Source organism: Diaphorobacter nitroreducens (genome assembly GCF_002214645.1).
GTDB classification, from domain to species: domain Bacteria; phylum Pseudomonadota; class Gammaproteobacteria; order Burkholderiales; family Burkholderiaceae_C; genus Diaphorobacter; species Diaphorobacter nitroreducens.
In genome coordinates, this window is record NZ_CP016278.1 from 931,627 (window position 1) to 954,396 (window position 22,770).

Sequence of the window (22,770 nt, forward strand, 5' to 3'; positions counted from 1 at the left end):
TTATAGCATTGCCGATGCGCTGGTTGCTGGCCGTGGCGCTGCTCGCGGTTATGGTGCTGGTGGCCTTCGCCTTGGGCAAGTTTCCCGTTGCGCCGGGCGAGCTGTGGCGCGCCGTGGCCGCGCGCCTCACGGGGGGCGACTCGGGCCTGCCGCCGGCCGTGGAGACGGTGGTGTGGAACATCCGCCTGCCGCGCGTGGCCGCGGGGCTGCTGGTGGGCGCGGCGCTGGCGGCGGCCGGTGCGGCCTACCAGGGCATGTTCCGCAACCCGCTGGTCTCGCCCGACATCCTGGGCGTGTCGGCCGGTGCGGGGCTGGGCGCGGTCGTCGCCATCTACGCGGGCGTGCCCATCGTGGCGGTACAGGCGCTGGCCTTCGTGGGCGGGCTGCTGGCCGTCGGGGTGGTGTTGGCGGTGGCGGGCCTGGTGCGCCGGCACGACCCGGTGCTGGTGCTGGTGCTGGCCGGCGTGGCCGTGGGCGCGCTGCTGGGCGCGGGCATCTCGCTCATCAAGATCCTGGCCGATCCCACCACGCAACTGCCGTCCATCACCTTCTGGCTGCTGGGCGGGCTGAACGCCGTCACGCCAGCAGACCTGGCCGCCACCGCGCCCGCGCTGCTCGCCGGGCTGGTGCCGCTGGCGCTGCTGCGCTGGCGCATCAACCTGCTGTCCCTGCCCGACGAGGAGGCCCAGGCGCTGGGCGTGGCCGTGGGGCGCCTGCGCCTGGTGCTGGTGGCCGCGGCCACGCTGGCCACGGCGGCGGCCGTGTCGCTGGCGGGCATCGTGGGCTGGGTGGGGCTGGTGGTGCCGCATGTGGCGCGGCTGCTGGTGGGGCCGGAATTCTCGCGGCTGCTGCCCGCGTCGCTGCTGCTGGGCGGCGGCTTTCTGGTGGCGGCCGACACGCTGGCGCGCACCGCGGCGTCGATCGAGCTGCCGCTGGGCATCCTCACCGCGCTGGTGGGTGCGCCGTTCTTCCTGTTCTTGCTGGCCCGCTCCGGGGGGCGCGAATGAACGCCGTGCTGGAGGCGTGCGAACTGTCCGTGGGCCACGGCAGGCGCTGCGTGGCGCGGGGGCTTTCCTTCGCGCTGGCGCCTGGCGAGGTGCTGTGCCTGCTGGGCGCCAACGGCAGCGGCAAGACCACGCTCTTGCGCACGCTGCTGGGCATGCTGCCGCCGCTGGCGGGCGAGGTGCGTTGCAACGGGCAGAACGTGGCCGCCTGGCCGCGCGCCGCCTTTGCCCAGCATGTGGGCTATGTGCCGCAGGCGCACGCGGGGCTGTTCCCCTTCACCGTGGAAGACGTGGTGCTCATGGGCCGCGCCGCGCGCGTGGGGCGCTTTTCCGCGCCGGGCGCACATGACCGGCAGCTGGCGCGGCAGTGCCTGGAGATGCTGGGCATCGCCCGCCTGCGCACCAGCAGCTACACCGCCATCAGCGGCGGCGAGCGGCAGCTGGCGCTGATCGCCCGCGCGCTCGTGCAGCAGCCCGCGCTGCTGGTGATGGACGAGCCCACGGCCAGCCTGGACTTCGGCAACCAGATTCGCGTGCTGGAGCACATCGAGCGCCTGCGCGCAGGCGGCATGGCCGTGCTCATGACCACGCACCAGCCCGAACACGCACTGCGCATCGCCGACCGCATTGCGCTGCTGGGCGGCGGGCGCCTGGCGGCCATCGGCGCGCCGCACGCCACCGCCACCCCGGCGGCGCTGGCCGCGCTCTACGGCGTGAGCGAAAGCGCCGTTGCCACCACCTTGAACAGGATGACAGCATGACCATGGACACCATCGACTTCGGCCGCCTGTACCGCGACCATCTGGCCCTTGCCACAGGCGCGGCCCAGCGCACGCGCAAGACCGCCAGCGACTGGGACTCACGTGCCGCCGGCATGGCCGCCAGGGCGCAGCGCAGCGGCTACACGCAGGACTTCGTCGCGCGCATGGACCTGGCGGGCGCCGAATCGCTGCTCGACGTGGGCTGTGGCCCCGGCACCATCGCGCTGGCCGTGGCCCCAAGGCTGCGGCGCGTGGTGGGGCTGGACTACAGCGCCGCCATGCTGGAGGCCCTGCGCGCGCAGGCGGCCGCACAGGGCTTCACCCACGTCGAGACGCTGCACCGCGCCTGGGAAGATGACTGGAGCGACGTGCCCGTGTGCGACATCGCCGTCGCCTCGCGGGCCACGCTGGTGGACGACATCGCCGCGGCGCTGGCCCAGATCGACGCCAAGGCGCGGCGGCGCGTGTACCTCACGCACCCGGTGGGCGGGCATTTCATCGACCCGGCGATCCAGCGCGTGATCGGCCGCAGCCTCACCGCCATGCCGGACTACATCTACGTCGTGAACATCCTGCACCGCATCGGCATCCACCCCGGCCTGTCCTACATCACGCAGGAAAGCCGCCTGGCCGATGCGCCGGACTTCGACGAATACGCCCGCCGCGTGGCGTGGTCGCTGGGCCGGCTGGACGAGCAGGAAACCGCGCGCCTGCGCGCCTGGTACGGGCGCGCCACGCCCGCCGAGCGCGCGGGCCAGCCCATGCGCTGGGCCTTCATCTCCTGGGAGAAGGAGCCATGCTGAACGCCAGTCCCGACGGCCTGCTGGCCGAGTTGCATGCCGATGTGCGGGACGCGCTGGGCGTGCAGGCCCTGGAGCGTCTGCATATCGCGCGCGCCGTGCTGGGCATCTTCTTCACGGGCGTGCAGCTCGACAACGGGGTGGGCGGCCTGTGCGCCACCCCGGTCAAGAGCGTGCCCGACGCCGTGTGCTGCCCCAGCTCCGCCCAGGCCATGCCCGTGCCGGGCCGCATCGCAGGGCGCAGCGCGGCCGAGGTGCTGCAGGACCTGCACCGCCCGCAGGACCTGCGCCGGGCGCTGGCCATCGCAACGCTGAATGCGCTGGCCGAGACGCTGTGGCAGCGGGACGGCCCGCCGCCCGGCGTGCGCGTGGCGCAGGGCGATGCGTTCGACGCGTTGGCCATCGCGCCCGGCCAGCAAGTGGCCCTCGTTGGCGCTTTTCCGCCCTACCTGCGCGCCTTGCGGCGCGCCGGACAGCCCTTCCACGTGCTCGAACTCGACCCCGCGACCCTCAAGCCCGAGGAGCTGCCGTTCTACGTTCCCGCGCAGCGCGCGCCCGAGGTCGTGGCCCGGGCCGACGTGCTCATCACCACGGGCACGACCCTGGTCAACGGCACGCTGGACGGCCTGCTGCGCCACCTGTGCCCCGGCGCGCAGGCTGCGGTGGTGGGGCCCACGGCCACCCTGCGCGCGGCGCCGTTCGCGCGCCGGGGCGTCACCGTGGTGGGCGGCACGCGCGTGCGTGCGCCCGCCGAACTGCTCGACCTGCTGGCCGAAGGGGGCTCGGGCTACCACTTCTTCGGCAAGTCGGTGGAGCGCGTGTGCCTGTGTGTTTAGTGTTTTCAAAGGAGTCTTTTCTCATGCTGCAACGTTGTCTGCTGGCCTGCATGGCCTTCCTTCTGGCCGCCAATGCCTGGGCCGATACGCTGCTGGTCGCTGCCGGGGCGGGCTACCGCCGGCCAGTGATGCAGCTGCTGGAGGACTTCACGCAGTCCAGCGGCATCCGCGCCGAGGCAAGCTTCGGCAACATGAAGCAGGTGGAGACGCAGGCCAGGCAGAACCCGGGCATCGCGCTGCTGATCGGCGACCGCGCCTTCCTGGAGCCCATGGGGCTGGCCGAGCGCTTCCAGCACCTGGGCACGGGCCAGCTGGTACTGGTGGCGGCGCGCGGGCAGGCCATCGCTTCGCTGGGCGAGCTGCGCGAGCCGCGCTTCAAGCGCATCGCGCTGCCCGACCGCACGAAGGCCGTCTATGGCAAAGCGGCCGCCACCTGCCTGGAGCGCCTGGGCCTGGCGCAGCCGCTGCAGGGCCGCCTGCTGGAGGTCGCCACAGTGCCCCAGGTGGGCGCCTATGTCGCCACGGGCGAGGTGGACGCGGGCTTCGTCAACCGCACCGAGGCGCTGGCGCTGCAGGGCCGCGCGGGTGCCAGCATCGACGCGCCGCAGGACTGCTACGCGCCCATCGAGCTGAGCGTGGGCGTGCTCCAGGGCCGTGCCGACGGGGCCGCCGCGCGCGCCTTTCTCGACTATCTGGCTTCGCCCGCCGCGCGGCGCGTGCTCGAACGCCACGGCATGTGAGGCATGTGGGGAGCCTGCCCGGGAGCGCCGCTGCCGCTCACCTTCGCCGTGGTGGCTTGGAGCATGGGCCTGCAACTGGTGCTGGGCACGGCCCTGGCCTGGCTGCTGGCGCGCAGGCGCTTCGCGGGGCGCGGGCTGCTCGACGCGCTGGTCACGCTGCCGCTGGTGTTCCCGCCCATCGTGCTGGGCTATGGCTTGCTGCTGCTGCTCGGGCGGCAGGGTTGGCTCACGCAGTGGCTGCCGCCTCTGCTGCGGCCCGAGATAGTGTTCACGCAAACGGGGCTGGTGATAGCGGCCTTCGTCGCCGGGCTGCCGCTCATGGTCAAGCCCGCGCAGGCAGCGTTCGCGGGTGTACCGTCGCGCGTGCGCGAGGCGGCGGCGCTGCTCGGGCACCGGCCCTGGAGCGTGTTCTGGCGCATCGAGGTGCCGCTGGGCCGCCGGGGCGTGGCGGCCGGGCTCGTGCTGGCGGGCGGGCGCGGCCTGGGCGAGGTGGGGCTGTCGCTCATGTTGGGCGGCAACATCGCCGGGCGCACCGAGACGCTGTCGCTGGCCATCTACAACCATGTCATGGACGGCAACCTGGCCTGTGCCAACGCGTTGTCGCTGCTGCTGGCGGGCATGGCCCTGCTGGCCTTCTTCGTTTTGCGCCGATGGGGAGCGTTATGAATTCCGTATTTTTTGACCACGCCACGATAGACGCCTGGATTGCCGAGGACGCACCGCTCGTGGATCTGACCACCCACCTGCTCGCCGTGGGCGACGGGCAGGCGCGCATGCGCTTCACGGTGCGCGGTGAAGCCGTGGCCGCCTGCACCGAGGAGGCAGCGCGCATCGTGCACCATTGCGGCGGGCGGGTAGAGGCCCTGTTGCCGAGCGGCACGCATGTGGCTGCGGGCGATGTGCTGCTGGCCGCCACGGGCGATGCGGCCGGCCTGCTGCGCGCCTGGAAGGTGGCACAGAACCTGCTGGAATACGCCTGCGGCGTGGCCGGCGCCACCGCACGCATGGTGCGAGCGGTGCAGGCCGCCGCACCAGGCGTGGCCGTGCTCACCACGCGCAAACACGCGCCGGGGCTGCGCCGCATCGCGCTCAAGGCCACCCTGAGCGGCGGCGCGTTTCCGCACCGCCTGGGCGTAGGGGAGACGGTGCTGGTGTTTCCCCAGCACCGCGCGCTGCTGAGTGGCTGGGAAGCCCTGGCGGAACGCCTGGCGGCTGCGGCACCGGCGCTCACCGAGAAGAAATGCGTGGTGGAGGCCCATACGCTGGAGGAGGCGCTAAGCGCTGTGGCCGCGGGCGCAGACGCGGTGCAGTTCGACAAGGCCGCGCCCGAGGACCTGCGCGCCTGGTGCCCGCGCCTGCGGGCGCTGTACCCTCGGGTGCAGCTGCTGGCTGCGGGCGGCATCCATGCGGGCAATGCGGTCCAGTATGCGACCAGCGGCGTGCATGCGCTTGTCACGAGCAGCTTGCACTACGCCTCACCGGCCGACGTGGGTGTGGCTATGCAACCCTTGCAAAGGGAGGATCCGTCAAGCTATGCGGTTTTCGCTAAATGCAATCCGACGCTGAGCTGATATTGCCCCCGTATTCCCGGTGAGATATCCCCTTGACTTACAGGCCCCGTCCACCAGGCATCAGCGTGTCGCTGGCTGCTGGCCAGGAAGGCGTCTTGGCTGAACCGCTGTTCCAGTGGCGCGCCCTTGAGCGCCGGGGTGCTTTAACCACCGTCTCCGCAGGCGAGGCAGTCGTGCCGGCATCTGAGCAGGCGGCCGCCTGCGTGTCGATTTCCACGCGAATCTGCCCTTCCTGGGGATTTGTGGCTTCTGCGTGGAAATCAACAACCCTCCCGTTTGAAACAAGTAGAAGTGCTGCACCCCCTTCAGAACGCACCGAACGACGACAAGGAGCGCGCATCGGCTATAAATCGAGCTTTACTGCTCTACTAACCAAAGCACCATGAACCGCGCCGAACTCGTTGAAATCCTGGCTATCAAGAACGACCTGTCCAAAGCGGCTGCCAACGCCGTCCTCGAAACCCTGATCGAGACCGTCCAGACCGCCGTGAAAAAGGGCGATGCTGTGCAGCTGGTGGGCTTTGGCACGTTCAAGTCTGCCAAGCGGGCTGCTCGCACCGGCAAAAACCCCGCTACCGGAGCGGCACTGAAGATCCCTGCATCCACCGTGCCCAAGTTCATGCCAGGCTCCAAGTTCAAGGCCGTGGTTGATCCCAAGGCCGCCAAGCGCAAGGCGGAGAAGACTGGCAAGTAAGTCCGCCCTACCCATCCAGAAACCGCCCCGCGTGCTGCAGCCGCCGGGCGGTTTCTTGTTGGCGCCTGCTACGCTTGGCGCTACTGACAAAACCGAGTTGAATCAATGACAGCTTTCTCCGACGCATTCCGCTTCGAAGTCATGCGCATGGCGCGCAAAGAAATCAAAGGCGAACTGGGCACCTTGCGTAAAACGGTCACCGCACAGCGATCTGAAATTGCAGCGCTCAAGCGGGACCTTAAGGTGCTGACCTCGAAGGTACGCACGCTAACAAATGTCCAGGAGAAGACGGATGCCGCCGCGGAGCGTCCGCAGGCTGCGCAAAGACGATCCAAGACGCTCTCTGGCAGCCAGCCAACGCAAGTGGCGTCAGGGGGCCTGGAAGCCGCAGGAGGCAAAGCGCGGGGTGGACACAAATCCACCTTCAGCCATGAAGCGCTGATCGCCAAGCGGCATGCGCTGCACCTGACCCAAAAAGACATGGCCCGACTGCTCGGCGTTTCGGTGGTGAGTCTCTACAAGTGGGAAACGGGTGAGGTGATGCCTCGTGCGGCCCAACTGGAGCGGGTGCGCAAGGTGCTCAAGATGGGTGTGCGCGCTGCGCGCAAGCAGATTGCGGAGTAGGCGATCGTGCGATGTTAGGTCGCTATAGGCTGAACTGAGTCATTCGCGTTCGACGGCCTGAGCGACCGCTTCGGTCATGACCGGCCAATCGACGGGTAGCGGCAGTTGTGCGCGCTGGCCATTGACCGGTTCAATTTGGCGCTTTGTGTCAGCGAGGTTAGGGGGCAGTGGCTCATGGCACGAGCCTACCCACCTCATCAAGTCACGAGCTCTTGAAGGAAGTCTGTGAGCGCCTTTTTCGGATCGTCCTCTTCGGATACGATCATCTCGATGCCCCAGTGCCTAAGCACTTCTTCTGCCGCTGGGTTTGGGCGGTGCGTGAAGACGTAGGACTTTGGTCTGACGGATGCCAGCGGCGAACGCCCCCACATCTCCGTCAGTCGATAGAACAGAAGCCGGATGTTGAAGTCCGTCAGGCTGTAGCCGACAAAGAGGACGGAATTGCTCAGTACGTCGTTGCGCAGCTTGATGTCCAGTGGCGTATCGAAGTTCAGCCGTTGGTAGTAGCTGGTCTCGTCGAGGACGATCGACTCGTCGGCTGCGAAATCACCATGGAACTTGATGATCTGTCGGTGACCGTTCCTAACGGCGACCATGTCCGCCACACTGGCAATTCTGTCGTATTTCACGCCGAACTCAGAGTGCGCGATCTCAAGCCAACGGTCGTAGTTGGTGGTGTAGATCCGCGAGAAATTGCCCTGAGTGATCAACCGGTGAATATCGGAGGCCTTGATGTCTGTGGACGGCTTGTGCCACTCCCGGTCCATCCAGCTCCGCAACTCACCGAGTCCGCCTCTTTTCTTCTTGTAGAACTCAGCAAGAGTCTGGTAGTTTCCGTAGGTGGCAAACACTGCAGGGTCATAGCCCAACTCCTTTGCGATCTGCGCGATGAGCTGGCCCCAACTCGGCAAGCCAAGGTTCGCGGATACGCCGGCACCGACAAACAGCATCAGCTTGCCGCTGCGGTGCGCTTCAAGAAGCTCAACTCTCATTTCAAGCCTTTCGTGGCTGTGAGGTGGGCGGCGAACTTATCCAGCGCTTTGCGGCGCATGGAGATGTCGTCCTTGTCTGTGCCCATCTCGGCGAACGTCTTCGTGCTGCCGTTGGGGATGAAGACGCAGTCCCACTGGAAGTCCTCCGGGCCAGCAGGAACACGGGGAACAGTGCCTTCGATGGCACCCTCGAACAGGTGCATCTCCCGCCCGTCGCAGTACCCGAGAACCGTCTTTGCGGTGACCTTGTCATCACCCAGGCCGGCCACTAGGTCAACGAAGCGGTTGGCTTCCAGCCGGTCCCAAAAGATTTGGGTCAAGCCTGCTGGGAGCTCATTCAATCCGCCGAGGTATAGCCCAGTGTGCTCAACGAACAACGGGCGGCCGATCTCTTGGAACGCCTTGATCAGTTTGTCCCGCACGAGCGCGTGGACATCCTGCGTTTGCAGCTCCTCGATCTTTCTGGATACCGGCACGATGTCCACGCCGACCGGGGTGAGGATGCGTTGCACCTCCGCGATCTTGTGCTTGTTGCCGGACATAAATCGAATCTTCAAGTCAGCCCCTCCATGAATGAAAAGCGTTTGGCGACTTCGTACTGCTGCTGCATGTCGCAGATGGACAGGCCTTCGGCCATGGCTGCACCTTGGTCGTCAGCCAAGCCGCGTTGATGGATCGCGGGGTTGTCGGAGCAAATCACGAACGGTACGCCGTGACGCCGGAACTCCTGCAGAGGGTGGGCCTCATCGCGGGGAACCGCACCCGTGAGCCGGTTGCTGATCGGGCAGACCTCGACGCAAACCCCCTTGGCGGACAGCAGGTTCAGCAGATCCGGATCCTTGCCGGCGGCCGTACCGTGGCCGATCCGATCTGCCAGGAAGAGATCCACGGCCGCGCGCACGTTCTCCACGCGACCAGTCTCTCCGGCGTGGATCGTGATGCCGAAGCCGTACCGATCCTTGGCCTTACGGATCATCGCTGGCAGCTCAGCCGGATAGGGCATCTCTTCATCTCCGGCAAGGTCGAGCCCAACGACATCCTTCGGCCGTCCGAGGTCCTCGTAGGCCTGCAAGAGGGTAGCGAGATTGGAGGCGCCGTAGTCGCCCCGAGTCACGGTGAGGATCAAGCCACGCCGGATGCCGTGGTGCTGAGCCGCGCTGCCGGTCGATTCGATGAGGCGTTCCAATGCCTGTGCCGGCGTGCAGCTCTGAAGTCCGGTCAGGTACAGAACGCTGCTGCGAAGCTCGACGAAACGCACGGCGTTCTCTGCTAGGCTTGCAAGAACAGCATGTGCAAGGCGATCGAGGTTTGCGCGCTTCTTGGGAAAGAGACGCAGCACCTGCCAAGGCGTGAGGTATTCCGCCAGCGATTTGCACGCTGCTAGGCGGGTCATATCCCGCCCAAAATCAAAGCCAGCCGGAAGCGACGTTGCTTCGTCGGCCATGATCTCCCGAATGGTCGACACTGGGATGGCGCCGTTCATGTGCACGTGGAGCTCTCCCCGGTCATGCACGTGCGCTTGCGCTTCGCCGTCGTCTGCGTCGTTGGGCGCGGCCAAAAGCCCTGGCAGATCAAGTTGCCGCTGATTCAATATCCGTCCCTAGATCTTGTTGTGGGCTTCAGCCCGGTTTTTTTGATGCTACCGCTTTATCTGCTGGGCGTGAATTCTCATGGACCCGCTTTTGGCGCTAGCGGTCGGTTTGAAGCTCCGCCAGCCTGAACCGTTGCAAGCTTGCGGCGGGCGCGGCCATGCGCACCTCAGTCGAGGTCAGTTTCAAATTCGATGAGGCGATCCAGCACCCCATGCGCGGTACAGCAGTCTGGGTTGTTCGGGTAGCGTCCCGAACTAGCGAGCAGTTCTTCGGTCATGCTTCGGCTGGCACGCACCATGATTTGCCACTCAATCAGATAGCCTTTGTCTTCGACGTGTGTTCAGAACCCGCACCCCAGCTGATAAGACAGGCCTAATCGCGCCCACCCTCGATCACTTGCAGCACTGGCCGTCGCGGGCGGCTCTGCGCCTGCGCATCACCTACCAGCGCGGTCAGCGCTAAGCCGAAGACCAACTCGTCGAGTTCGTTGACGTGTACGGCAAGTTGATCGGCAATATCGGCGCGCGTCATGCCATCCTCCCGCAGTGCGGCGAACACCTTTTGGAAGACCTGTGACGTCTCCCGGGACGCACTATTTGGCTCTGACTTCTGGTAGCCACGTTGCGCCATCTCGATGCACAGCGATCTGTAGTGCCACTCGTTGACAAGCTTCAGATCTTTCAGCCTGTAGGCAAGCGCTGCGACAGAGACTGTCCAGAACACCTTGTGTGAGACCAGTTGGTCCACGGTGGCCATGACAGGCGCGTTGGCCAGAACGCTTCCTTCCGGCATGAGAAACGCCGATGCAAACTCGTTGGCCTGGCGCTCAGCGTCCTTGACCTTCGGGCCAGCATGACGATGAAGGACCAAGTGCCCGAGTTCATGGGCGGCATCGAAGCGGCTGCGTTCACAGGACTTTATCGTGTTGAGGAACACGAACGGCGTAGACGCATGCCACATGGAGTACGCGTCCACGTGGGCAGTGTCCAGCGACAGTGAGAACACCCGCACGCCACGCGCTTCCAGCAGATGCACCATGTTCTTGATCGGCAACTCGCCGAGACCCCAGATTCGGCGCAATGCGGCTGCAGCCGCAGCAGGGCTGGACTCGTGGCTGAGGTCAGGCAACTGCGCCGCCGGCAACTCGAAGCGCTGCTCGATCCACTCGTTCAGCATGAGCGCGACCGCGCCAGCGCCTAGCGCTGCATCCCGCTGGCCGGCGGTCATCTTCGACATGGACCGGAAGCTGACTACGTCGGGTGTCACCTCCTCTACGTCCGATCCAACAAAAAACTGCACCGGGAAGTGCAGTTGGTCAGCTAGAGCGAGGAGCCGTTCTCTTTCAGGCTTGTACTCTCCGCTCTCATACGCGGTAACCGCCCGCACATCTGCGCCGATGAGCTCAGCCAACTTCCTCTTTGTGAGCCCTCGACGTCGACGAGCAAGGCCTAGGCGGTTCGGGTTGAACTCTGCACCGTAGCTCATGCCTTCCGCCGAACCGCAACGTCGATGTCAGGCTGGACAGGGGGCGTGATCACCACCTGTTCGCCATCGAGCGGCTGAGCCCGCAAGATGATCCGTTCCTGCCATACGGAAACGCGGCCGTCGCTACCGACGTCCAGCGGCAACGACAGCTCCGCACGCAACTCGTTCTTCGCGTGGTGTGCCAGCAAGATCCAGGTGGTTACCTTCTCGTCTTCGTCTTGAAGCGGCACGGGCAGTTCCATGCCCGGCAGGTAGAGCTGCAAGCTCCGGTTGATCTCGATGGCGCCCGCGGTGTTCGGTCCCTTTGAAGAGGTCGTCGCAGGCTCAGCATGCGGAATGCCAGTTGCCTCATTGCCGGTGGAGACGATGATCGAGATCGAGCCGTCGGGGCTCACGGTCTTAGGCGAGTTCTGGTCGTTGAAGCGCGTCCAGCCCTCGGGCTTCAGCACGTCACGCAGCGTACGAACAGCTTCGCTCCACGCCGCAATGGGCGGGAACAGCGGGGGGTGGTTCTCGGTGCAGTTGGACTTGGCGATGTAGCCAGCCATAACCGCGCGCAACAACGCCGCTTCGCTTAAGCCGAGCTGCTGCAGGCGTGGGAGGACGGAGGTAGGTTCAGCGTGCAGGATCGCGGTCATCATTACTTCCGGAAGTTTAGCTGCCTGGAATCCTACCACGATTGAGTAAGAAAAACAGGAAGTTTGACTTCAGATTTTCCTGATATTTGCGAGGGGCTAAGCGACCGCTTGGTCCATGCTGAAGTACCGCTTTGAGTGGTGAGCTGCCACTCGCGCTGGAGCGCGGAGCGCCTGCAACCGCTGCAAAGCAGAAGTAGATGAGTGGAAGCCAGCTTTAGGCTGGTTGCTGCCGCTAAACCCGCGGTTGTTGAACGACTGCTGCGCGACCAAAGCAGACTCTGGACGAAACGGTGGTTCAGCGCCCAAAAGCAGCCGCTCACAACGGCGTACCGCCGAGTAGAGGCACATGCCGTCGCGCAACGTTTGTAAGACTCCATTACCGTTAGGATTGAGCCAATTCATTCGTGCTCAGTTGAGTTTCGTCCGCTCCGTCCGTCGCCGCGTTGAGGTGACGGCTTGGCGGTAGCTGGAATATCGTAGAGGTGACCTTGTCTCCATCGTCTGAACAAGCCTTTTCGCGCTCGCGCCCCAAGCTGATGGCCCTCGGCTATCGAATGCTTGGTTCCGTCGAAGAGGCTGAAGACTTGGTGCAGGATGTATGGCTGCGTTGGCATGATGAAGCCGAAAATCAGCGTGAAGTGGTGCTCGTTCCAGAGGCTTGGCTTGTCACGGTTACCACCCGCATGGCAATTGACCGCTTGCGTGCTGCCAAGCTTCGACGAGAAGCCTATCCTGGCCTCTGGCTTCCCGAGCCACTGATCAGCGAAGGTCCGGCCTCCCCGGAGCAAATCCACGAAGTTGCTGATGACGTTTCCATCGCATTCCTGGTGCTGCTCGATTGCCTGACGCCAGAGGCACGCGCGGCATTCTTGCTTCGGGAGGTCTTCGACGTCGACTACGAGCATATTGCCGCAGCCATAGACAAGAGTGAGGCGGCATCCCGTCAAATCGTGCACCGTGCGAAGCAACGGCTAACGGCAGCGCGCGGCTCAGAGCGACAGAGGTCGCGAACCCCGCCGAAGGAGCAGTACGCGCTTCTGCATCGTTTGATACAGGCCATCATGGACGGTGATTTCAGCGGGATTCGCGCCTTGCTGGCCGAAGAGGCAGCTCTGGTAGGCGACTTTGGCAATAAGGGGCCAAGCTTGCGCCATCCCTTGAGCGGCGCCCAGCGTATTGCCCAACTGTATTACGCGCACTACCTGCGGCATGGCAGAAACATGCGACTGGAACTGGCCTTCTTGAACGGTGAATGGGCTCTCTTGCGCTATCTACAAGACGAACTGGAGTCCATCCAGGCCTTTGAGTTCGAAGGTGGTCGCATCGCGCATGTGCGGATACAGCGCAATCCGGAGAAGTTAGCCAGCCTCAAACGCTACAGCGACTTGCTGACAGCGCCAAATCCTCACTGATCGAACCCGTCCGAGGAGCAAAACAACGCTCGCAGCGCGCGGTTGTTCGCCGCGATTTTCTTCAACAGGTGTCACAGAGCCCTCATGTCAAACGTCTTGTGAGCAGGAGGTCGCGGTCGGCCTCCGCCCCTCATTGACATTGAAGGAATCTGATCTATGAATCGCGCTGTATGGTTTCAAGCCTCCCCTGAAGGTGCCAAGGCTGTTGGAACGCTGCACCACTTCGTTACCAAGAGCACTGGCCTACCGAGTTTGCTGACTCACCTAGTCTTCCTGCGTGTGTCGCAGATCAATGGTTGCGCGCACTGCATCGACATTCATACGCGTGACCTACTTGCTGAAGGCATGTCGGTTGAAAAGATGGTACTCATCCCTGTCTGGCACGAGGCCCAATACCTATTCTCTGAACAGGAGCGCGCGGCGTTGGCGTGGAGCGAGGAAGTAACGCTGGTGAGCGAGACTCACGCTTCAGATGAGGCCTATTCGGCCGCATTGGCCGTGTTCGGAGAAAAGGATCTGGTGGATCTGACTCTCACGATTGCAGCCATGAATGCTATCAATCGCATGGGCATAAGCTTCCGTATGAAGCCTCGTGCCAAGTTGTAAGGCGGCGGACAGGCCGCGATTACGGGGCTGAGCGGCCCGCTCCAGGCGCGCGTTTTGGGTGCCAGCAAGCGACCGCTCCTGGCCCCAAAGCAACCGTCGCCGTCTCGTCCGGGATCGTCAGCAACCGCTGCAAACCGGCCTCTCCTAATCGACAGCTTCAGTCCAGCCGCCCCGGCAAAAAATCAATCTCCGTGCGTTCGACCAATTCTGCATAGCTGATCGGCCGCGACACGCGCTCCCCCTCGTGGTTGGCTTGCCAATGGGCCCAGGCGTGGCCCGTGACCGCGTCGTAGACCAGCTTGTAGAGGTAGGTAGGCACCCTCACGCCATGGGGGCCGATGCGCTCACTCTCGCGCGTAAAAACCGGCCCCGTGATGACGAATACATCGCCCTGGGCACGCAGCACATAACGCCGTGTGTCCTGCTCGATCTTGGCCCAGGCACCGCTGTTGTGCTGGATGTTCTGCGGCACCATGTTGGCCAGGGAGAAGCTTTGGGCCATGGCGGAAGGGGTGGGCATGTCGCCAGCTGGGGCCATGTGCCCGCGTGAGTACCCCGAGCCTTTGTAGTCTTCCAGTTCCGCGCGCTCATGTCGGGGCAGGCGCGCATCGGCGAAGAAGCGGTCGGCGCGCTTCTCGTCCGCGTCTTCAATCAGGCGTCGGTTGAGCCGCTGGGCCACATAGACCGGGGTGCGGGTGGCGCCACTGTGCAGAATCGCGAAAGCTTCGTAGCAAAGCTCGCGCAGCGCAGGCTGGCGCGGCACCTGGGGTGGCTGTCCATTCGCGAAGAACTGCGGGCATTGCGCGAAACGCGTGGGCAGTTCAACGCGCAGCGGTTCGCCCCGGCTGGAGCGGGCATCAGCGGTGGAAACCGCAAAAAGAGAAGCGGCAGCAGTGGAAAAGGCCAGTGCTGCGAAAGCGGGGCGCAGCATGTGCGCCCGAAAAGACATCCAACCCACGGCAAACAGGCAAAGCCGTGGATTGCATCACACCGCGCCAGTGTCTTGGTCCAAGCCCGGCAAAAACCTACTTGCGCCTACACGTGCAGTTGCTTTTGCTTCAGAACGGAGTATCTTGGTCCATGTCGTCAAAGACCGGCGAGGAGGACGGGTTGCTGCGTGGCCCGCGCCCGATGTCACCTGTGACAACCCTAATGAAAGCCACTAGACTGTCAAAGGTCTCTAAGTATTTAAAACCTTAAAGCCGCTGCACACATCGCCGTTGAAATGGTTCGGCCCCGCTTGCATTCACCCGTCCTGTGGATAGCTATTCTGGCTGTCCTCTGGGGTGTACTTGCGCCATCGCTGACCAATCTTCTGGTATTGTCTTCCGGCAAGACATGGGTCGAGGTGTGTACCTCTACCGGCACCAAGCTGGCTGCCATCGATGTTGGCGAGCCCGACGATCAGAAGAGCAGTATCCACACGAGCGGACATTGCCCGTACTGCCGTCTCCAGCAGGATCTGCCCGCCGTCGCCCATGCGCCCGGAGTGCTGGTGCTGGCCGATGGCTCCGTGCGCGGCGTGCCTATGCCGCCCGAACTCACGCCGCGGCTGCTGGCGGCCGTTTGGCCTGCGCACTACAGCCGCGCACCGCCTCGCTTCTCCTGACCTCTCGCTTCCACACGGCCCGCCACGCCTGAGTCTCTGCTGTTTTAGCGCGGAGTGATCGTGAACGCGTGCCGTTCCCCGCGATTCCTGTCTGGAGAGTCCTCATGTCCCGTTTCGAAGCGGCAGGCACACGTGCAGGCTTAACCCGCGATCGGCCAAAGACTGAGCCTCTTGGCGCGCCGCCCGGCAGCCGTGCGGGCGCGCTGATGGTTGCTGGTGCGTCGTTGCTATGGCTTGGTCAGGCCGCCGTGCTGGCTTGGGCCGTACAGCGTCTGGTCGAAGGCGGTGACTGGATCGATGTCATATGGCTGGCTACGGCGTACGCAGTATTGGGTTTTGTACGTGCAAGTGGCGAAGCGTGGGGAAACCGTCGGCTCTTCGTGGCAGCACGGCGCTACGTGAGCGAAGTGCGCGCACATGCCTGCACGGCGCTGGCATGCAGTTCGCCATTTAACCGGGAGCGACCAGCCTCAGGGGAAGCAGCAAGTGCCATTGGCGAGCAGGCCGATGCACTCCTGCCATGGCTGTTGCGCTACGAACCTGCACGATGGCGCGTTGCGCTCGTTCTGCCGGTGATTGTGCTTGCCATAGTCGGGTTGTCTTGGGCCGCCGCCTTAATCCTGATCGCTGCAGCTCCTCTGATTCCGCTGGCAATGATGCTCATTGGCTGGCGTGCGAAGGCGGCAAGCGAAGAACATCTGCGGGCGTTAGGCGGTATGAACGGCTTTCTACTGGACCGTTTGCGCGGGTTGAGTACGCTGCGCGCGCTGGGCGCCGTAGATGCCACCGCGCAGCGCCTGCGCGCCTGTGCCGAGGACCTGCGTCAGCGCACGATGCGCGTGCTGCGCATTGCTTTTCTTTCATCGGCAGCGTTGGAACTCTTCTCGGCACTCGCGGTTGCCTTCGTCGCGGTGTATGTCGGTTTCCATCTGTTGGGTCAGATCGACATCGGCGTTTGGGGGCGACGGCTCACTCTCGGCGAAGCGTTGTTCATTCTCTTGCTGGCTCCGGCCTTCTTCGAACCACTGCGTGACCTGTCAGCAGCCTGGCATGACAAGGCCGCAGGTCATGCCGCTCTGGAGGCGCTTGCCGAGCTGCACGGTGGTTCTAGGTCTCTGCCGGGCGCAATGGATGACCCTGTCGCACTACCGAGCACCCCAACGGCGGGCCCCCCGACGGTCGACATCAAAACACTGCGCTTTAAATATGACGGTGGGACACCAGTGTTCGAGGCAGCGGATCTGCACATAGAGGCAGGTGAGCATGTGGCGCTGGTTGGCGCCAGCGGAGCCGGAAAATCCACCTTGCTGTCCGTCATCGCTGGGTTGGCGCCCGTAATCAGCGGCACAGTGCGCATTGCCGGTGAACTGCTGGAGGAACGCAGTGCTGCGACCTTACGCAGCCGGATGGCCTGGGTCGGCCAGAAGCCGCATGTGTTCTCAGGTTCGGTGGGCGACAACGTCGCCCTGCATCGTCCGGGTGTCTCGCGCTGCGACGTGAGTGCGGCATTGCGGCTTGCAGGTCTCGGCACGGTCGCTCACCTGACCCCTGACGTTCCGTTGGGAGAAGGAGGCGTCGGCTTATCCGGTGGAGAAGCGGTGCGGTTGGCACTGGCCCGCATCGCAGCCATGCCGCATGCGGATCTGTGGCTGCTGGACGAGCCGACCGCACACTTGGACAGCGACACTGCGCGCGCTGTGATCGACTCGCTCCTGTGTATGGCTCGCGGCCGCACCCTTGTCGTTGCCACGCACGACAGAGCGCTCGCGGCACGAATCGGCCGCGTCATTGACGTCGGGCACATCAATGCCGCGCCAATGCAGCGGAGGGCCGCATGAGAGCACGTGCGAATTCACGCCGCCAATTGGCCAACATCCTGCGCCTATTCGTACGCACGAACGGACTGCGGATGTTGCTCGGGACGCTGCTGGCCACGCTCACCGTGCTTGCAGGCATGGCCCTGCTGGGCCTCTCGGGTTGGTTCATTACGGCAACGGCACTGGCAGGTCTGTCCGCCGGTGCAGGCCAGGCCTTCAACGTGTTCGTTCCCAGCGCAGGCATCCGCCTGCTGGCGTTGGGCCGCACGGCGGGCCGATACGCGGAGCGCGTCGTCACGCACGATGCCACTTTCGCCGTGCTGGCCGCTCTACGCGAGCGGTTGTTTCGCGGCTGGGCCCAGCCGCAGGCGGCACAAGCGCTGCTTCGACAGCCAGCGCGCTTGCTGTTCCGTCTCACGCAGGACATCGACGCTCTGGAGTCCGTCTACCTGCGCGTATTCGTCCCCAGCGTTACATCCATCTGCGCCTTGGTACTGACAGGTGCTGTGCTGGGAGTGCTGGATTGGCGGCTGGGCAGCGTTGTCTTTGGATGGCTGCTGCTCTGCGGCGGCGGTGTGACGATCATGGCCGCGCGCCGTGCGCGCGCAGCCTCGCTGCGCCGATCCTTGGAACTAGAGAGGCTACGCGCGCAATCCGTTGACCTCGTTGCCGGCCAAACCGAGTTGGCGATGAGTGGGCAGTTGCAGTGGCAATGCCGGGCTATTGCGCGAACCGACGCCTGGATGGCACAGGCCGACGACCGACTGCATCGCATCGAGACCGGCAGCAGCTGGCTCCTTGCAGTGTGCGGACATCTGGGGGTAAGCGCTGTCCTGCTGGCGGTGGGGGCGCTGGTCCGTGCCGAAGCGCTGAGCATGCCCCTCGCGGCGCTCGCCCTTCTGATGGTTTTGGCGGCTTTGGAGCCGTTCTCGTCTTTACGCCGGGGAGCGCTGGACGCCGGACGCAGTTGGCTCGCGGTCCGCCGCCTCGGTCCACGGCTTAACCAGGTCCAGCGCGCGCCGGAGTTCTCGACGTTGGCTCGACTCGGGGGACCTGGCGATGGTGCCGCTGTCGCGCGCCTGGTGGCGGCGGAGACGTACTACCGTAGATCTGATGGTCCCGCGTTGCGCGCTATCGACCTGCACATCAGTCCAGGTGAATGCGTGGCAGTAATCGGTCCGAGCGGTGCCGGTAAGTCCACGCTGCTGCAGTTGATCGCCGGCGAGATCTACGCGCATAGGGGCACAGTGCAAGCCCAGGGCTGTACCTGGCTCACACAGCGCACAGAACTGTTCCAAGACAGCCTGCGCGACAACTTGCGCTTGGCCGCGCCGGACGCAACCGACGATCAGCTCTGGGCTGCTCTACAGGCCAGCGGCTTGGTCGGCGACGTCCGGAAGTTCGCGCATGGACTCGATACACGGCTGGGCGAAGGGGGGCTTGGCTTGTCGGGCGGACAGTCGCGCCGACTCGCGCTGGCGCGGCTGCTGCTGCACCCGGCCGATTTCTGGCTGCTCGACGAGCCCAGCGAGAGTCTGGACGGCCCGACAGCCGAGGACGTACTCGCGCGGTTGGTCAGGAACGCTCGATCCAAGACCGTATTGATTGCCACCCACCTGCGCCGCGAGGCCCAGCTCGCCGACCGCCTCATCGTGATGAACCACGGACGTATGGTGGCCCAGCACCAGCGCGGCACTCCCGACTTTGAGGCGGCGCTGGCGGCGCTGCGTCAGCACTAATTTTCCGACCTTATCCATTCAAGAAAGGCTCTTCACCATGGATCTCGACGTCGTCGGCTTATCGCGGCTGCAGTTCGCGATGACCGCTCTCTACCATTTCCTGTTCGTGCCGCTCACGATCGGGCTTGCCGTGCTGCTGGCCATCATGGAAACCGTTTACGTCATGACCGGTCGCACCGTATGGCGTCAGATGACCAAATTCTGGGGCGTGCTGTTCGGTATCAACTTCGCGCTGGGCGTTTCCACAGGCATCGTGATGGAGTTTCAGTTCGGCATGAACTGGAGCTACTACAGCCACTACGTGGGGGATATCTTCGGCGCTCCGTTGGCCATTGAAGGCTTGATGGCTTTTTTCCTCGAAGCGACTTTCGTGGGCATGTTCTTCTTTGGCTGGGAGCGCATGTCCAAGGTGGCGCACTGCATCGTGACCTGGCTGGTAGCGCTGGGGACCAATTTTTCTGCGCTGTGGATCCTGATCGCCAACGGCTGGATGCAGAACCCGGTGGGCGCCAAGCTCAATCCGCAGACGATGCGAATGGAGGTGGACAGCTTCTACGACGTGCTGTTCAACCCGGTAGCTCAGGCCAAGTTCGTTCACACGGTATCAGCGGGCTACACCGTGGCGGCCATCTTTGTGCTGGGGGTGTCCGCTTGGTACCTGCTCAAAGGTCGCCATACTGAACTCGCAAAGCGTTCAATGACAGTTGCGGCCTCCTTCGGCCTGGCGGCTTCTCTGTCGGTCGTGGTCCTGGGTGATGAGAGCGGCTACGCGACAAGCGAGCATCAGAAGATGAAGTTGGCGGCGATCGAAGCCATGTGGGACACTGAACCAGCGCCAGCTTCGTTCACCGTCATCGGTTTTCCCGACCAGGAGACCCGCAAGACGCATTACGCGGTGCACATCCCCTGGGTGATGGGCCTGATCGGTACGCGTTCACTGAACACGGAAATCCCCGGCATCAACCAACTGGTGCAACAGGCTGAACGCCATATCCGTGAAGGCATCCAGGCCTATGACGCCTTGCAGAGAATCCGCGCCGCCCGCTCGGACGATGCTATCCCTGCCCAGGCGCGCTTGGCATTCGAGCTGCACGGGCACCGGTTGGGGTATGCGCTTTTGCTCAAAGCCTATGTAGACGATCCGCGTCAGGCCACAGAGGCACAAATTGCAAAGGCCGCTTGGGATACGGTGCCGCAGGTGGCACCGCTGTACTGGTCGTTCCGTGTGATGGTGGGCCTGGGACTTTTCTTCATTGCGCTTACGGCCACGTTCTTCTGGCTGTCGGCCCGGCGTCGGCTGGATGCTCACCCTCGGCTGCTGCTGCTCGCAGTGTGGTCCATTCCGTTGCCCTGGATTGCCGCCGAGTGCGGATGGATCGTGGCAGAAATGGGGCGCCAGCCCTGGGCCGTGGAAGGCGTACTGCCCACCGCTATGGCTGTGTCTGAACTCGGCGCTGGCACTGTGCTGTTTACGTTGCTAGGTTTCGCGGCCATCTACACGGCACTGATCGTCGTAGAGATGAAGCTGATGCTCAAGGCTATTCGCAAGGGACCAGAGGTGGAAACGCCGCAATCGAACGGAGCTGCGGCTCCACTGATCGGACCAGTCCGTGCGGGTCAATTCCAACCCGCCACTTTCGAAACATCCGGAGACGCAGCATGATCCTTCACACACTCCTCGACTACGACGTCCTGCGCGTCATCTGGTGGCTACTGCTGGGCGTGCTGCTCGTCGGCTTTGCCGTGACCGACGGCTTCGACCTGGGCGTGGGCAGCCTGCTGCCGTTCGTGGCCCGAAACGACGTGGAGCGCCGTGTCGTCATCAATACCGTGGGCCCTGTGTGGGAAGGCAACCAAGTCTGGCTGATCCTGGGAGGTGGCGCCATCTTTGCCGCTTGGCCGCATGTCTATGCGATGTCCTTTGCTGGCTTTTACCTGGCGATGTTCGCTACCCTGTTCGCACTCATCCTCAGACCTGTCGGCTTTAAATACCGCAGCAAACAGGAAAGCGCGAAATGGCGCAACACCTGGGACTGGGCGCTGTTCGTTGGCGGCTTTGTGCCCGCATTGATTTTCGGCGTGGCGCTGGGCAATGTGCTGCAGGGAGTGCCTTTCTACTACACCGGCGACATGCGCATGGTTTACCAGGGCAGCTTCCTCGGGCTGCTCAATCCCTTCGCGCTGCTCGCTGGCCTGGTGTCGGTCTCCATGCTGGTCATGCATGGTGGCGCCTGGCTTGCCTTGAAGACCGAAGGCACAGTGGCCGACCGGTCGCGCCGCTGCGCCAGCTTCGCCAGTGTCGCCACGGTCGTGCTCTACGCCTTGGCCGGGGTGTGGCTGTGGTCGTCCATGTCCGGCTACCAGTTGATCAGCCCCCATGTGCCCAATGGCCCTTCCAACCCTCTGCTCAAGAACGTGGCTTCGGGCGTGGCCGGTGCCTGGTTCGCCAACTACAGGAACCATTCCTGGACGATGCTGGCCCCGGCTCTGGGGTTCGCCGGCGCACTGCTGGCACTCGTTGGATTGCGCGCACGCTGGGAAGGCATCACGGTGATCTTCAGCGGCCTGTCGGTGGCCGGAATCGTACTGAGCGTGGGGGCTTCAATGTTCCCCTTCATCGTACCGTCGTCGATTGACCTGCGCTCGTCTCTGACCGTGTGGGACGCGTCTTCCAGCCATCTGACGCTGTTCGTCATGCTGGTGTGCAGCGTCGTCTTTGTTCCCCTGATCCTGGCCTACACCGCCTGGGTGTATCGCGTGATGTGGGGCAAGGTGCGTCCACGCGACGTCACCCATGGCGATCACGCCTACTGAAAAACTCTCCTTTGAAAGGAAACGACGATGTGGTATTTCGCCTGGATTCTCGGCCTGCCGCTCGCGGCTGCGTTCGCTGTGCTCAACGCGATGTGGTACGAGTTGATGGATGACGCAGCTGTGAAAAAGCAGATGCGGGAAGACGTATCTCACCGCAAGGGAGTGCCCCATGGTTCCATTTAATCCTGCGGTCATCGGCATGCCTGAAAGGGAACTCACGGCCGGCGAGCGATTATTTCGCGCAGGAGAAGCTGGACCCGTTTGGCAAGTGGCCAAAGGTATGGTGCGTTTGGAGCTTGATCCGCCTTCAGGTACCGGCCTGGTGCATTTGGCACTGCCTGGGGACTTACTTGGCGCTGAAGCGGTACTGTCTCTGCCCTATGCGTTCTGTGCAACCGCAGTAGTTCCCAGCCAAATAAAAACCGTTGAGCTGGATAACGAGGCCCATCGTGTACTGGTCTTGGCTGCTGCTTTCCGACAAGGACAAGCGCGTGCCGCCGGCATGATGCGCCTGCGTGAGGGTTCTATCGCGCAACGGCTGGACTATCTACTGGACTTGATGCAGAAAGCGACTGGTGAAGACATTTTTTCGACCCGCCAGCGAAAACTGCCGCAGCTACGAGAGATCGCAAATATCATCAATGCGGCCCCCGAAAGCGTGTGCCGCAACCTGACGCAACGGCTTGGCCGAAGAGCTGCGGCCGCGCCAGCCCCGTTGCGGCCGACCACCGTGTTTCCGCCAACGCTCGGTGAGCAACGATAGCTGTCCTTGTCGCCGTCGAACTGTACGAATGGTTCGGGAAAGAGACCTGAAGAAGCTTGCTTCCGGATGGGCCGTCTGCAAGGACGGCCTGGCCACAACAGCTGGGCGCGGAACCGTGCCTTTCGTGTCTCGTTCGTCTATCACGCGCCATGCATCATCGAAGGACAGATCCCCTGTATAAGTACGCGGCCGTGCGCTGCTGAATGGTGAGTGTGGATCTGTGCCTGCCCGACATCGACGGAACGGACATTCTGCGGAAATTCCGTCAATGCT

At 63.9% G+C, this 22,770-nt stretch carries 24 protein-coding genes and 1 pseudogene; 19 read left to right on the plus strand and 6 right to left on the minus strand.

Features of this window, described 5'->3' with window-relative positions:
* Positions 1 to 14 precede the first annotated feature (14 nt).
* From BA022_RS04360 to BA022_RS04405, 10 genes and pseudogenes are all read left to right on the plus strand, one after another.
* On the plus strand, positions 15 to 1,007 hold the full coding sequence (locus BA022_RS04360) for a FecCD family ABC transporter permease (RefSeq protein WP_187306012.1): 993 nt from the start codon (positions 15 to 17) through the stop codon (positions 1,005 to 1,007).
* Positions 1,004 to 1,765 (plus strand): ABC transporter ATP-binding protein, encoded by a 762-nt coding sequence (locus tag BA022_RS04365; RefSeq protein WP_088886644.1) that lies wholly within the window; start codon positions 1,004 to 1,006, stop codon positions 1,763 to 1,765. The genes BA022_RS04360 and BA022_RS04365 overlap by 4 nt, the downstream gene beginning before the upstream one ends.
* Positions 1,762 to 2,568: a class I SAM-dependent methyltransferase gene (locus BA022_RS04370; protein WP_088886645.1), complete on the plus strand. Its 807-nt coding sequence runs from the start codon at positions 1,762 to 1,764 to the stop codon at positions 2,566 to 2,568. The genes BA022_RS04365 and BA022_RS04370 overlap by 4 nt, the downstream gene beginning before the upstream one ends.
* The gene (locus tag BA022_RS04375; RefSeq protein WP_088886646.1) at positions 2,562 to 3,401 is read left to right on the plus strand and encodes a DUF364 domain-containing protein; all 840 of its coding nucleotides are present in this window, start codon (positions 2,562 to 2,564) and stop codon (positions 3,399 to 3,401) included. The genes BA022_RS04370 and BA022_RS04375 overlap by 7 nt, the downstream gene beginning before the upstream one ends.
* Before the next feature lie 23 nt (positions 3,402 to 3,424).
* Positions 3,425 to 4,141, plus strand: coding sequence for a molybdate ABC transporter substrate-binding protein (gene modA / locus BA022_RS04380; protein WP_228403697.1), 717 nt, complete (start codon positions 3,425 to 3,427; stop codon positions 4,139 to 4,141).
* 3 nt (positions 4,142 to 4,144) lie between these two features.
* Positions 4,145 to 4,807: a molybdate ABC transporter permease subunit gene (gene modB, locus BA022_RS04385; RefSeq protein ID WP_088886647.1), complete on the plus strand. Its 663-nt coding sequence runs from the start codon at positions 4,145 to 4,147 to the stop codon at positions 4,805 to 4,807.
* A complete protein-coding gene (gene modD, locus BA022_RS04390) occupies positions 4,804 to 5,712 on the plus strand; it encodes a ModD protein (protein WP_088886648.1) in 909 nt (302 codons plus the stop codon). Before modB ends, modD begins: the two co-directional genes overlap by 4 nt.
* 47 nt (positions 5,713 to 5,759) lie before the next feature.
* A pseudogene (locus tag BA022_RS19040) lies at positions 5,760 to 5,927 on the plus strand (IS3 family transposase); the annotation flags it as partial.
* A 167-nt stretch (positions 5,928 to 6,094) separates the two neighbouring features.
* A complete protein-coding gene (locus tag BA022_RS04400) occupies positions 6,095 to 6,406 on the plus strand; it encodes an HU family DNA-binding protein (RefSeq protein WP_088886650.1) in 312 nt (103 codons plus the stop codon).
* Between the two features lie 105 nt (positions 6,407 to 6,511).
* A complete protein-coding gene (locus BA022_RS04405; RefSeq protein WP_088886651.1) occupies positions 6,512 to 7,030 on the plus strand; it encodes a helix-turn-helix domain-containing protein in 519 nt (172 codons plus the stop codon).
* Between the two features lie 197 nt (positions 7,031 to 7,227).
* On the opposite strand, the gene BA022_RS04410 is transcribed toward BA022_RS04405, so the two are convergent.
* The 5 genes from BA022_RS04410 to BA022_RS04430 all read right to left on the minus strand — a co-directional run bounded on the left by BA022_RS04410 (position 7,228) and on the right by BA022_RS04430 (position 11,740).
* A complete protein-coding gene (locus BA022_RS04410) occupies positions 7,228 to 8,022 on the minus strand; it encodes an SIR2 family protein (protein ID WP_088886652.1) in 795 nt (264 codons plus the stop codon).
* Positions 8,019 to 8,579 (minus strand): non-canonical purine NTP pyrophosphatase, encoded by a 561-nt coding sequence (locus BA022_RS04415; protein ID WP_054258002.1) that lies wholly within the window; start codon positions 8,577 to 8,579, stop codon positions 8,019 to 8,021. Before BA022_RS04415 ends, BA022_RS04410 begins: the two co-directional genes overlap by 4 nt.
* Positions 8,576 to 9,505, minus strand: a complete 930-nt coding sequence (locus BA022_RS04420; RefSeq protein ID WP_088888509.1) for an amidohydrolase family protein — start codon at positions 9,503 to 9,505, stop codon at positions 8,576 to 8,578. Before BA022_RS04420 ends, BA022_RS04415 begins: the two co-directional genes overlap by 4 nt.
* A 481-nt stretch (positions 9,506 to 9,986) precedes the next feature.
* A complete protein-coding gene (locus tag BA022_RS04425) occupies positions 9,987 to 11,024 on the minus strand; it encodes a helix-turn-helix domain-containing protein (RefSeq protein ID WP_236884907.1) in 1,038 nt (345 codons plus the stop codon).
* Between the two features lie 71 nt (positions 11,025 to 11,095).
* Positions 11,096 to 11,740, minus strand: coding sequence for a hypothetical protein (locus tag BA022_RS04430; RefSeq protein ID WP_054257999.1), 645 nt, complete (start codon positions 11,738 to 11,740; stop codon positions 11,096 to 11,098).
* Positions 11,741 to 12,219: 479 nt separating this feature from the next.
* Between BA022_RS04430 and BA022_RS04435 the strand changes: the two genes are divergently transcribed.
* Complete coding sequence (locus tag BA022_RS04435) at positions 12,220 to 13,149, plus strand: sigma-70 family RNA polymerase sigma factor (protein ID WP_228403699.1); 930 nt, start codon at positions 12,220 to 12,222, stop codon at positions 13,147 to 13,149.
* A 156-nt stretch (positions 13,150 to 13,305) separates the two neighbouring features.
* Entirely contained in the window at positions 13,306 to 13,755 is a 450-nt protein-coding gene (locus tag BA022_RS04440; protein ID WP_088886655.1) for a carboxymuconolactone decarboxylase family protein, read from the plus strand.
* Between the two features lie 157 nt (positions 13,756 to 13,912).
* Here the strand turns inward: BA022_RS04440 and BA022_RS04445 are convergent, their stop codons facing one another.
* Positions 13,913 to 14,683 carry a DNA/RNA non-specific endonuclease gene (locus tag BA022_RS04445; protein ID WP_418236211.1) on the minus strand — a complete coding sequence of 257 codons (771 nt, stop codon included), beginning with the start codon at positions 14,681 to 14,683 and terminating at the stop codon, positions 13,913 to 13,915.
* A 297-nt stretch (positions 14,684 to 14,980) separates the two neighbouring features.
* On the opposite strand from BA022_RS04445, the gene BA022_RS04450 reads away from it, so the two are divergent.
* From BA022_RS04450 to BA022_RS19045, 7 genes are all read left to right on the plus strand, one after another.
* A complete protein-coding gene (locus BA022_RS04450) occupies positions 14,981 to 15,364 on the plus strand; it encodes a DUF2946 domain-containing protein (RefSeq protein ID WP_088886657.1) in 384 nt (127 codons plus the stop codon).
* 104 nt (positions 15,365 to 15,468) lie between these two features.
* A complete protein-coding gene (gene cydD / locus BA022_RS04455; protein ID WP_088886658.1) occupies positions 15,469 to 17,202 on the plus strand; it encodes a thiol reductant ABC exporter subunit CydD in 1,734 nt (577 codons plus the stop codon).
* A complete protein-coding gene (cydC, locus tag BA022_RS04460; RefSeq protein WP_088886659.1) occupies positions 17,199 to 18,920 on the plus strand; it encodes a thiol reductant ABC exporter subunit CydC in 1,722 nt (573 codons plus the stop codon). The genes cydD and cydC overlap by 4 nt, the downstream gene beginning before the upstream one ends.
* 37 nt (positions 18,921 to 18,957) lie before the next feature.
* Complete coding sequence (locus tag BA022_RS04465) at positions 18,958 to 20,583, plus strand: cytochrome ubiquinol oxidase subunit I (protein ID WP_088886660.1); 1,626 nt, start codon at positions 18,958 to 18,960, stop codon at positions 20,581 to 20,583.
* Positions 20,580 to 21,734 carry a cytochrome d ubiquinol oxidase subunit II gene (gene cydB, locus BA022_RS04470; protein ID WP_088886661.1) on the plus strand — a complete coding sequence of 385 codons (1,155 nt, stop codon included), beginning with the start codon at positions 20,580 to 20,582 and terminating at the stop codon, positions 21,732 to 21,734. The genes BA022_RS04465 and cydB overlap by 4 nt, the downstream gene beginning before the upstream one ends.
* A 27-nt stretch (positions 21,735 to 21,761) precedes the next feature.
* Positions 21,762 to 21,917: a cytochrome bd-I oxidase subunit CydX gene (gene cydX / locus BA022_RS04475; RefSeq protein ID WP_088886662.1), complete on the plus strand. Its 156-nt coding sequence runs from the start codon at positions 21,762 to 21,764 to the stop codon at positions 21,915 to 21,917.
* Positions 21,904 to 22,497, plus strand: a complete 594-nt coding sequence (locus tag BA022_RS19045) for a Crp/Fnr family transcriptional regulator (RefSeq protein ID WP_148665122.1) — start codon at positions 21,904 to 21,906, stop codon at positions 22,495 to 22,497. The genes cydX and BA022_RS19045 overlap by 14 nt, the downstream gene beginning before the upstream one ends.
* The last annotated feature ends 273 nt before the right edge of the window (positions 22,498 to 22,770 follow it).